Here is an 11,527-nt window from a genome sequence, read left to right as displayed (position 1 = left end):
TGTTGATTTTAGCATGGCTGTAAATTGTTAATTTTTCTCAAACTCAATTTGAAAAGGCTGAACCTCAGTAATCGTAAATAATCCTGGGATTAACAGATGATTGGTGCCATGCTGGTAAAAAATAGAAAACAGTTACTTTCCCATGGAAACAAAAAAGGTAGGAAAATAGCCCTAGACATAGTCGAGCATGCCCTGAAAAAATTGGATAGCTATAATATAGTGAAAAAGCTGGTTCGTGTCCACGGTGGGAAGCTATTCGTGGGCGATTTGAGTTACGATCTTTCAAAAGTTGGAGATATCTTTGTGATGGGTGCCGGAAAGGGGACTCTGCACATAGCCAAGGCATTAAATGATGTGCTTGGGATGAGGATCAAAGAGGGAATCATAATAGAAAAAAGGATAAAAAATGAGAGAGAAAGCAGGTTAGGCAGAATCAGAGTCCTAAGATCCAGACACCCTGTACCCGATCGGGCGGGTTGGAAAGGCGCAAAGGAGATTTGGGACGCTTTAAAGAGCAGGGAGAAAAACGATCTGGTTTTCTTCTGTGTGGCTGGGGGTTGCTCTGCTTTGATGCCCTTGCCAGTTGAGGGCGTAAGTTTGGAGGACAAAGCGAGAACCACGGAATTGCTTCTCAGGAGCGGGGCCACGATAGATGAAATAAATGCCGTCCGGAACCACATTTCTGCAATAAAGGGAGGAAGGCTTGCTTTGCGAGCTCATCCGGCCGAGATCATAAACTTAATCGTGGTGGATGAGGTAGCTGGTTTGCCGTGGGGCCCGACGGTGCCGGATACATCTACATTTGACGATGCCATCCACGTTTTGAGAAAGTATGGATTGTGGGATAAGGTCCCTACCTCGGTAAGGGACCACCTTAAAAGGTCGGATCTTAAGATGGAAACACCCAAGCCTGAGAGCTTCAAGGAGGTTAAATTTCATAATTTTCTATTGGCGGATATCAAAACTGCATGCGAAGCCGCTAAGGAAAGGGCGGAGGAAATAGGATTAAATTCCCAGATTCTCTCCACGGTCTTGGAAGGAGAGAGCAAGGATGTCGGTTTCGTCTTGGCAGGCATAGCAAAAGAGGTGGAGAAGTATGGAAGGCCCCTTAATCCTCCATGTGTCCTTATAGCTGGCGGGGAGACGACCGTTACTATCGAGGGCAAGGCAGGCGAGGGCGGGCGAAATCAAGAATTAGCCGCCGCTTTTTCCACAAAAATAGCTGGGAACAGGAGAATAGCAATCGCAGCGGTAAATACGGATGGAACGGACGGACTAACAGAAGTTGCCGGAGGCATGGCGGACGGATATTCCGTCGAGAGAGCAAGGGAGCTGGGCATGGACGTGTCGGTGGAGATAAGGAGGCACAACACGGGCAAGCTGATGAAAAGATTAAAAGATGCTATTATAACTGGGCCTACCGGGACGAACGTGATGGACCTCATCGTTATTGTTGTTGTTTAATTTTTAATCGCGCGCGTCTGAAGTTCTTACCCGCGTATTTTGCGGATGCGCCAAGTTCCTCCTCTATTCTAAGCAGCTGGTTATATTGGGCAGTTCTCTCGCTTCTGCACGGAGCGCCGGTTTTTATCTGCCCGCAGTTCAAAGCGACCGCCATATCCGCCAGCCACGTGTCCTCGGTCTGCCCGGATCGCTCGGAGACTTGGACACCGTAGCCATTATCAAAGGCAAGCTTAGCCACATCCAAAGCCTCAGTTAGCGTTCCTACTTGGTTTACCTTCCAGAGTAGAGCATTTGCGGCCCCGCATTCTATCCCCTTCCCCAGTCGCTCCGCGTTGGTCACAAAGAGATCATCTCCTACTATTTGAATTCCCAGCTCCTTGGTCAGTTCCGCAAAGCCATCAAAGTCGTTTTGCTCCAAGGGATCCTCGATGGACGCAACAGGGTATGTTTTTACCAGTTCCTTGTAAAAATCAATTAAATCCTCCCTAGTCATCTTTTTCCCCTTTATCAAGTAAACTCCCCCCTTCCTGTCATAGAGGTGACTTGCGGCGACATCTAAGGCGAGCGCAAACTTATCCGTGTAGCCGAGTTCTTCTATTGCCCTTAATTCCTCATCGAAAGCCTGCCTGACGTCGTTCATGCCTGGAGGGGTATAACCGCCTTCGTCGGCGACATTCAATGAGTGCCTTCCCCACTTCTTCTCCAATATCCTCCCGAGTTCGTGATAAACCTCGGTGCCCATCCTGATCGCCTCCGAAAAAGTCTTGGCACCCGTTGGCACTACGATGTGTTCTTGGAAATCGAGTTCGGTTGCAGCGAGTTTGCCCCCGTTTATGAGGTTCAGGAAAGGGACCGGTAGGATCCGGGCGTTTGGTCCTCCAATGTATTGATATAAGGGCATTCCTAGGCTTTGCGCGGCAGCCTTCGCAGCGGCTAAGGAGACACCCACTATCGCGTTGGCTCCCAGTCTCGATTTGTCCTTGGTGCCATCAAGTTTGAGCAATAGTTCATCTATTTCCCTTTGCCTGGTAACATCCATTCCAATCAACTTTGGGCCAATGACCGCATTGATGTTTTTTATAGCTTTTAAGACCCCCCTTCCGCGATATCTTTTCCCTCCGTCCCTGAGCTCGAATGCTTCATATTTTCCGGTGGATCTTCCTACAGGGACGTCAGCCCTTCCTAGTGAACCTCCTTTGGTCAGGATGTCCACTTCAACGGTCGGGTCACCTCGGCAGTCTAAAATTTCTCTAGCCACAATCTTTTCTATTCTAAATTTATTTTCCATGTTGTCACATCACCGATATTGTTTCAACACCAGAATTCACTCAAGGCGGATATATATTTTAAAGTACGTGTCGGTCTCAACACTCGCTGAAAATTGAGCTGCCGTCAGTCTAGGTGTGGGCAAAATCCTCTGCGGAACCCCAAAATTCAGTGGTTTTAAGGCAAGTGTCGGGATGTTGAGATTGATCGCAATGAGATGAATGCTTGGATCGGCTTAATAATCATCCCACTTCAACTGGTACAATTTTACGGTTGACGGTATCAATCAGCCCTTTATCTGAGATCTTGAGCCGAGTGAGTGTCGGGCAACCTGAGAACGCTAGTGTCATAAAAGGAGATGGAAGCTTACAGCCAATTTCCCTGATTGCCTCATGGATTTTTTCCAGATCACTTAAAATCTTCTCATAAGGTTCCGGTGAGACGATGCCTCCTACAGGCAGTGGCAGCTCGCCAAGCACCCTTTTATCCCTGCAGACAACTATTCCTCCTTGAATTTCAATCAACCTGTTTATGGCGGTGGCCATGTCAGCGTCCTTATTGCCAACCGCTATCAGGTGATGTACGTCAGGTGCTACGCTAGTTGCTATGGCCCCTTCTTTAAAGCCGAACCCCTTCACAAATCCCTTCCCTATGTTTGGTTTTGTTTTACCGAATCTTTCGATCATTGCTATTTTAAGGATGTCTTTGGACGGGTCGGGTCGGATAACTCCATTTTGTGCCAGAAGCGTTTCGATTATCTGGTCAGTAATAATCTGATCGGCGAATACCTTTATCACCCGAACTTTCACTTTTCCCCTCCTTCTGGTTCTGACGGCGAAATCGGCAGGGGTGATCTTCCTAGCAACCCTGATGGTTTTCAGGATCCATTTGGGATAATTGATTTGAGACAACCTTATGAGCATTTTTCCATCCCTGGCTATTATTTTTCCATTTACCATGACTTTTTTGATGGAAAATTTGCTTAGGTCGTCAACGAAAAGAATGTCGGCGATCCTGCCCGGGGCAATACTCCCTATATCCCGGTCTATCCCTATGTATTCTGCAGCGTTAAGCGTCGCGATCTGTACCGCGGTCACCGGGTCTATTCCTGCTTTTATCGAACGTCTGACCATATGGTCAATCAATCCTTCTTTGAAAATTTCTCTGATGTCCTTATCATCTACACAAAAACAACAGTGGCGCGGATCAAGACCTCTTTGAGTAATAATCTTAATGAGTTCTGATAGGTTACGCATGCTCGAGCCCTCCCTGATAACCAAGCGCATCCCCAACCTGAGCCTTTCAATTGCTTCATCTAAGGTGATCGCTTCGTGGTCAGACTGCACTCCTGCGGCAGCGTATGCGTTTAGTTCTTTTCCTTTAAATTCCGGTGCGCTTCCGTCAACGATTTTCCCTTCAACTAATGATGCCCGTATCTTCTCCAACGTTTTTGGATCCCCCTTTGTCACTTCCGCGAAAAATACTACTTCTCCCAGCCCCACTATTTTTTCCCATTTAAGCAATTGTCTGATATCACTCATTTTGAATTCTGTGGCAGCTGTTATCATAACCTTAGGTGCAGGTGGAACTCCTGACGACGCTGTCGCAAAAAGTTTTAGGGGGGTTCTGTTTCCTTCGTCCAAGAAGAATTTTACCCCTCTCTTCCCCAGAACATTCGCCGTCCACAGAGGTTCCCACAGGACCGCGGTGACTCCCCGGGGCAAACAGGCCCTAGCGAATTGAGTGGGGGTAAGCATACTCGCTTCAATATGGATGTGCGTGTCGATAAGTCCTGGAGCCAAGTAAAATCCTCCTGCGTCAATTACCTTGGTTTCTCTACCCACGGTGTGGTCAGCATCTCCCACGAGGGCTATTCGGCCGGACTTAATGGCGATATCGGATTTGTGTATCTCACGGCTGTGGACATTTATTATTTTGCCACCACTGATCACGAGATCCGCTTTTTCTCGACCCATGGCCACGTTAACGAGGCTTCTTTGGACCTTAAAATGTCCACCAAACATACGCTTCATCTTTCGGCTGAAGTTGCTTAAAATCATCGCTGAGCTTATGTTCCGGACTCTTTTCAAAGCGCTTTAAATTGTGTTAGGTTAAACCCTCCTTACCAATAAAAATCAATTGAATAAATAAAGAATGTTAGATATTTATGGGGTTAGTTTGGTAATACGTGTACAGCTCGCCGCGGCAAGCGGGTGGACGGAGCTTGATTTCAGGGAAGGGATGAGAGTGATTGATGTTTTCGAGGCGTTGAAGTACCACCCGGCTTCCATTGCTTTGATATATTTAAACGGGACGCCTGTGGATGAAAACAGTCCCGTTAAGGACGGAGACGAAATAGTGCTCGTTCCACTGGTAGGCGGGGGCCTTAGATAACTTTTTAAGTTATTTTTTTGATATTGTTTGTGAGTACATGAAGTACTCCTATTTGGGTCGTGATGTTGAGCGTGTTGATGCGGTTGAAAAGGTTGCTGGTTCAGCAGTATACACAGGAGACATACGTTTGCCAGGGATGCTTCACGCTAAAATTTTGAAGAGCCCACATGCACATGCTAGAATAGTTGGAATCGATATTTCAGGGGTTGAAAATTTACCGGGCGTTCGAGCCGTAATTACCGGTAGTGAAGCCAAGTATCATTTTGGTATTTACCTGAGCGACAAGACGGTCTTGGCCGTTGATAAGGTCAGACACGTCGGAGAGCCCGTAGCCGCCGTAGCCGCCGATACCGAGGAGATAGCCGAAGAGGCTTTAGAGTTGATAAAAGTACGGTATGAGGAGCTGCCCGCTGTTTTTGATCAGCGTGAGGCGATGAAAGAAGGTGCCCCTCTGGTGCATGAAAATCTTCATGAGTACAAACACGCCCCATATATTTTTCCTAAACCTCACACCAACATCGCTAGCCATTTCAAGCTCCGTAAAGGAGATGTGGAAAGAGGTTTTGCTGAGGCTGACTTTATCGTCGAAAATGAATTCTACCAACCCCAAGTTCACCACGTGCAGATGGAGACCCACACCTCGATCGGGCAGTGGCTTCCCAACGGGCAGATAAATGTCTGGACAAGCGCCCAGTCCCCTTTTGCCGTTCGACATCTGCTAAGCGTTGGCCTAGGTGTGCCCATCCACAAAATTAATGTGCATGTGCCCTATGTTGGAGGAGGATTTGGTGGAAAGGCTGGGCTTCACTGGGAGCCTCTAGTTGTGCTGCTTTCTCGAAAAGCGGGAGGGAGACCCGTAAAGTTGGTGATGAGCCGCGAGGAGCAATTCCGCACCGTGGCTGTTCGTCAGGGAATGTATGCTCGCATAAAAACCGGTGTCAAGCGGGACGGTAAGATAACGGCCGAAGAGATCGAGTATATCTGGGATACTGGGGCCTATGCTGACTACGCCGTAAACATTGGGCGCGCCGCTGGCTATTCTTGCACCGGCCCTTATGAAGTTCCCAATGTGAAGTGTGATAGTTATACCGTCTACACAAATCATCCCTATGGAACCGCTTATCGTGGGTTTGGCTGTCCAGAGCTACTGTGGGCCATTGAACGTCAGATGGATATGGTGGCCCGTAAGATTGGGATGGACCCAGTAGAATTTCGTCTTAAGAATGCCGCTTTGCCTGGACGTATTACTGCTTCCGGTGAAAAACTTCGAGACGATGCCGGGCGGGTCGATCAATGCATAAAAGCAGTTGCCGAGGCAATAGGTTGGGGAAGAAAGGAGCCAAGACAGATAAACGGAAAACTGCGAGGAAAGGGAATTGCGGCGCTCTGGAAAGCTCCGGCGATGCCGTCCTTTGCTTCGTCTTCCGCAATCGCCAAGCTAAACGAAGACGGGACGGTTACTCTTTCGATTGGATTGATTGAAATGGGGCAAGGCACCCCGACGGTTTTTGTTCAGATGGCGGCGGAAGAACTTCAGATGCCGGTGGACAGGATCAAAGTCGTCAGCAAGCGGGAAACGGATTATTCCCCTTACTCGTGGCAGACGGTGGCAAGTCGCGGTACTTTTATGGATGGCAATGCAGTTTTGCAGGCATTAAAGGACCTAAAACGCCAAGTAAAAGCCACGGCCGCGCAGTTGCTCGGGATGCCAGAGGATTCGCTGGAGATAGCCGATGGCCGGGTTTTCGTAGGAAGGGAGCCTGAGAGGGGCTTGACGCTTGCTGCGGTTGCGACTTGCGGCGTGCTGCCCGACGGCAGGGGTATTCGGGGCCCGATAGTTGGTTATGGATATTACACCGCTGAGGGATTGACAAACTTGGATCCGGAGACTGGACAAGGGTTGCCGGCGCTTGTGTGGACCTTCGGGGCACAGGGAGTTGAGGTTGAGGTTGATCCCGAAACCGGTGAAGTGAGGGTACTCAAGGTAGCCACCGCATTGGACCTTGGGAAAGCTCTGAATCCATTACTTCTTAAAGGTCAGATATGTGGAGGAGTCGTTCAGGCGCTAGGACAGGCGCTATTCGAGGACTATATATTCGATGAAAAGGGGGCTCTGCTGAACAATAACCTCACCGACTACAAGATACCGCGAGCACCTGACATTCCGGATGAGTTTGTGCCAATCATGATTGAAAATCCTCAAAGTAATGGTCCCTATGGGGCGAGGGGGATAGGCGAGCATCCGACCATATCCCTGCAGCCCGCGATAGCCAACGCGATTTACAATGCCACAGGAGTTGATATCTATGAACTTCCGATGACCAAGGAGAAAGTGTGGAAGGCGCTTAAAAAGTCTGAGGTGAAGTGAGTTGCCGCTGCCCAAATTTGATTATCTCAAACCCAAAACGGTTCAGGAAGCAGTTGGTATGCTTGCCGAGCACGATGGTGAAGCAAGGGTACTCGCTGGTGGGACAGATCTTTTAGTTCTGATGAGGGACAGGGCAATCAGGCCAAGGTATTTAATCGACGTTAAGGGCATTGGGGAGTTGCGCGAGATATCTCATGGGGAAAATGGGCTCAGAATTGGGGCGGCCGTTGTCCTGAATCAGTTGGTTGAATCCAATGTTGTCAAGGAACGATTTGGGGCACTTTGGGATGCCTCGAGGTCCTTGGGGGATCCGATACTGAGGAACCGCGCCACACTCGTCGGAAACATCTGTAACGCTTCTCCAGCCTCCGATACCGCACCAGCGCTGCTGGTTCACGGTGCCGAGGTTGAGGTCGCGAATAGCGCTGGGGAACGCGTTATCCCTGTCAAGGACTTTTTTGTTGGAGTCAAGCGCACTTCGCTCAGACCCGGTGACCTAGTTAAGGCCGTACGGGTACCTAATCCTCCGGAAGGATCCATGAGCTGTTATCTCAAGTGGGGTCGCACACGAGGCGAGGATCTGGCAGTGGTTGGGGTCGCCGGACTGGTTAATCCCGATCAAAAGATGGTGCGTATCGCTCTGTCCTCGGTTGCGCCCACGCCGCTTCTCATTCCTGAAGTAGAGGAAGTTTTCTGGAAAGGTGGCACATTGGCGGAGCAAATAAACAAAGCTGCATCGATCGTCGCCGGAAAGATTTCACCCATCTCAGACGTTAGGGCCAGCAAAGAATATCGGGTGCACATGGCTGAAGTGCTTACTAAAAGAGTTCTTAGGCAACTCTGGGGAGTGGGCTGATGGTGAAGCACTGTATTTCACTAAAAGTAAATGGCGAGTCATATAGCGTTGAAATCGAAGCCAATCGGACTCTTCTTCAATTGCTCCGGGAAGATCTCGGTTTAACGGGCACCAAGCAGGCATGTGAGCGTGGTGATTGCGGGCTCTGCACGGTGCTGGTGAATGGAGTGCCGATGAAATCTTGTTTGGTGCTGGCAGTCGAAGCTGACGGAAAGGAAATAACTACCATCGAGGGTATCGCGCGCGGAGAGAAACTATCGCGCGTCCAACGCGCCTTTGTTGAGCATGGAGCCGTACAGTGCGGTTTTTGTACACCGGCCTTTATTTTAACCGCAGAAGCGTTTCTTAGGCGTAATCCGAATCCAAGCGAGGAAGAGGTGAAGGAGGCCATCGGCGGCCTGCTCTGTAGATGTACGGGTTACAGACAAATTATTGATGCGATATTGGATGCGGCGAAAAGAAGTCAAGATTAAAAAATAAATACCCCGCGTTATTTTTGCGGGGCTTTTACTCGGAGAGAAAGGCAACGACCCGGCACCAAGCCGATTCACCGCCTTCGAATAGCCACGGGAAGCAGCTGATCACAAGCCTCTTGTTTTGGATCTCTGGGGCACTGATCTGACCGCCGAGGTTCTCTAGGTGGATGCAGTCATGTGGGAACAGTTTGTTGTGGGTCAGCTGATAGTCCTCTTGCGGGAAGAGCTTGTCAACGGCTTCCTTGCCTCCGAACTTCTTTTCAGCTAGCGCGCGGACCCTTTCACATTGGCCGAAAGTGCCTTTTCCGAGGAATCGTCCTATCGGGAGATTCATCGGGTGGTCGGTGGAGACACAGTCCATACCCCAGACGTGAATTTTCTTTTTGATTAGCCAGTCGACCATCCGTCTGTCGGCTCCAGGGTGTAAGTGGATGTAGCGTTCTTCATCTGGCTGGGATCCGCACCAAGCATATTTCTCCCATCCAGTGTGGAGGATGAGAATATCTCCCTCATGTACATCCACTCGCTTCTCGATCATCTCTGGGGTGTAAATGGCTAAGTCGTCCATTTCGTCGGTAAGGTCAACCACAACTCCGGGTCCACAAAGCCACTCGAGTGGCAGCTGGTCGATGGTCTTACCTCCGGTGAGGAAATGCCTTGGCGCGTCGAGATGTGTGCCGATGTGTAGTGAACTTTGAATGTATTGAGCGTTCACACCGTGTTCTGGTTTACGTTTGAAGTATTTTACCTCAAAAGGTGGGTAGTAGGGCCAAAATGGCGTGTGAATTCCAAGAGGCTGGGATAGGTCGTACATCTTCACCCTTTTTTCTTCGAACAACTCAAGCAACCTGTCAACCATTTTTTGACCTCCATAAGAGATGGTATGTGCAGCTCTTATAAGTTTTAGCTCTTGATTGTTCTATTTTCTTGAGTTAATCTCGATTTTTATGAAGATATTGAGAAAATTTTAAGTAGGTGAGAAAACTTTGACTATTTTCATGACATCTTGAGGGCTTAAAATTAGGTTTTTAAATACAACAACACGTCCAAACAAAATATTTTATTACCATCATACTGATAGTAGCTTGTTTGTCTTTTGGGGTGAAGTCACTGGATCTTATCCTGAGAAAAGCTAAGTTGAGAAGTGGCGAGGTAAGGGACATCGGCATAAAAGACGGAAAGATTGTTGAGATATCTGGAAAAATAAAAAAAAGATCGGATAAGGAAATTAATGTTGACGAACGTTTGACGACTCCTGCGTTTGTGAATCTACATGTCCACCTCGATAAGTCATTAATTGGAGACGCTGTTGGCGGTAATGTCGATACCTGTGAAGGGGGGATAAGAAGAACTTGGGAATACAAGAAAAGATACACTGTTCAGGAGATTAAAAAAAGAGCCAATCAAGTGGTCGATCTTGCCGTGGTATACGGATGCACGAGGATTAGGGCCTTTGCGGATGTCGATACTATAGGCGGACTAAATCCAGTTAAGGCCTTGCTGGAAATTAAGAAGGAACGAGCCAACCATGTTGATTTGCAGGTGGTTGCTTTTCCTCAAGAGGGGATACTCAAAGATGAAGGCACAGAGGATCTACTTTATCAAGCGATGGAGCTGGGGGCAGACGTTGTTGGAGGTATTCCTTGGATTGAGTTTGGAGATGATCAAAAAAGGCATGTTGATATCGTGTTTGACATCGCCAAAAGGTTTGGCGCGGACATTCATATGCTGGTTGATGATACCGATGACCCAACCTCGAGGACGCTCGAATATTTTGCCTATAAAGCGATAAAAAAAAAATATTTCGGAAGAGTGTCAGCAAGCCACGCGGGGGCCTTGGCAGCCTACGATAACAGCCACGCTGCTAGGGTCATTCAAATGGTGAGAGATGCTGAGATGACGATAGTTTCAAACCCCCACATCAGCCTCATGTTAAATGGAAGGAGGGACGTTGGGCTCATCCGGCGAGGAATAACTAGAGTCAAAGAATTCTTAGAAGCAGGCGTCAACGTTGCCACCGCGCAGGATGATGTCAACGATCCATATTATCCGTTTGGGAAGATGGATCAGCTTGAGGTGGGGTTCCTCATGGCGCACGTGGCACAACTGGGTACACCTGCCGAGTTGGAGAAAGTTTACGACATGATCACCTTGAACGGGGCCAAAGCCATGAGATATCAGGATTATGGTTTGCAGGCGGGCAAAACAGCAGATATCGTGATTATTGACGCGGATAACATCAAAGATGCATTTCGTTTTCAGCCCGTTCGATTGTATGTAATAAAAAATGGAAAAATTATCGCCGCGAGTACTTCAAAGAAAAAAATAATTAAAATCTAGTCTTAATCGGGTTTCCGTTTGAGCAACCCAAATTATATGGAGCCTGCCCACATCACCGCACTCGGTTCGCGGTTTGGGATTATTTCACTTCTCGCGATTATATGATTTTGTCGACTAAATATGCCGAAGACACAATCGATCAGCAGAAGCGCTATCAAACTACCTGAAGTTGAGGACCTAATTAATACTTAATTTCCGCAAATTTACCAATTGTACAAATAATTAACTTTTATATTGCTGTAATATCAATAAAAAATGTTATATTTGCCCTAAATTAAAAAATAAAAGTTTTTTAGACTTTTTATAATAGATATCAGCCCGTTTAAATCACGTAAAATCGCTAACCAAAAAAACTTTTAAGGC

9 protein-coding genes are annotated in these 11,527 nt (G+C 48.0%); 6 read left to right on the top strand and 3 right to left on the bottom strand.

Translation table 11 applies throughout. From position 1 onward, the window contains the following. The first annotated feature begins 108 nt into the window (after nt 1–108). Entirely contained in the window at nt 109–1,464 is a 1,356-nt protein-coding gene (locus tag QXT02_RS06075; protein ID WP_342812553.1) for a glycerate kinase, read from the top strand. On the opposite strand, the gene eno is transcribed toward QXT02_RS06075, so the two are convergent. Together eno and ade are read right to left on the bottom strand one after the other, a co-directional pair. Continuing rightward, complete coding sequence (gene eno / locus QXT02_RS06070; protein WP_342812552.1) at nt 1,448–2,752, bottom strand: phosphopyruvate hydratase; 1,305 nt, start codon at nt 2,750–2,752, stop codon at nt 1,448–1,450. The genes QXT02_RS06075 and eno overlap by 17 nt on opposite strands. A 220-nt stretch (nt 2,753–2,972) precedes the next feature. After that, on the bottom strand, nt 2,973–4,763 hold the full coding sequence (ade, locus tag QXT02_RS06065) for an adenine deaminase (RefSeq protein ID WP_342812550.1): 1,791 nt from the start codon (nt 4,761–4,763) through the stop codon (nt 2,973–2,975). Nucleotides 4,764–4,908: 145 nt separating this feature from the next. Between ade and QXT02_RS06060 the strand changes: the two genes are divergently transcribed. Genes QXT02_RS06060 through QXT02_RS06045 form a run of 4 tightly spaced genes read left to right on the top strand, consistent with a single transcriptional unit; the run spans nt 4,909 to nt 8,821 of the window. Next, complete coding sequence (locus tag QXT02_RS06060; RefSeq protein ID WP_342812549.1) at nt 4,909–5,124, top strand: MoaD/ThiS family protein; 216 nt, start codon at nt 4,909–4,911, stop codon at nt 5,122–5,124. 37 nt (nt 5,125–5,161) lie between these two features. After that, nucleotides 5,162–7,492: a xanthine dehydrogenase family protein molybdopterin-binding subunit gene (locus QXT02_RS06055; protein WP_342812548.1), complete on the top strand. Its 2,331-nt coding sequence runs from the start codon at nt 5,162–5,164 to the stop codon at nt 7,490–7,492. A 1-nt stretch (nt 7,493) separates the two neighbouring features. Further along, nucleotides 7,494–8,348 (top strand): xanthine dehydrogenase family protein subunit M, encoded by an 855-nt coding sequence (locus QXT02_RS06050; protein ID WP_342812547.1) that lies wholly within the window; start codon nt 7,494–7,496, stop codon nt 8,346–8,348. Beyond that, nucleotides 8,348–8,821, top strand: coding sequence for a (2Fe-2S)-binding protein (locus QXT02_RS06045; RefSeq protein WP_342812545.1), 474 nt, complete (start codon nt 8,348–8,350; stop codon nt 8,819–8,821). Before QXT02_RS06050 ends, QXT02_RS06045 begins: the two co-directional genes overlap by 1 nt. A gap of 34 nt (nt 8,822–8,855) precedes the next feature. On the opposite strand, the gene QXT02_RS06040 is transcribed toward QXT02_RS06045, so the two are convergent. Beyond that, nucleotides 8,856–9,683 (bottom strand): cyclase family protein, encoded by an 828-nt coding sequence (locus QXT02_RS06040; RefSeq protein ID WP_342812544.1) that lies wholly within the window; start codon nt 9,681–9,683, stop codon nt 8,856–8,858. Nucleotides 9,684–9,925: 242 nt separating this feature from the next. Between QXT02_RS06040 and QXT02_RS06035 the strand changes: the two genes are divergently transcribed. Next, a complete protein-coding gene (locus tag QXT02_RS06035) occupies nt 9,926–11,164 on the top strand; it encodes an amidohydrolase family protein (RefSeq protein ID WP_342812543.1) in 1,239 nt (412 codons plus the stop codon). Nucleotides 11,165–11,527 lie beyond the last annotated feature (363 nt).

The sequence above is a fragment of the Hadarchaeum sp. (SeqCode) genome (genome assembly GCF_038871235.1).
Classification (GTDB): domain Archaea; phylum Hadarchaeota; class Hadarchaeia; order Hadarchaeales; family Hadarchaeaceae; genus Hadarchaeum.
This window is presented reverse-complemented; position numbering and strand designations above follow the sequence as displayed.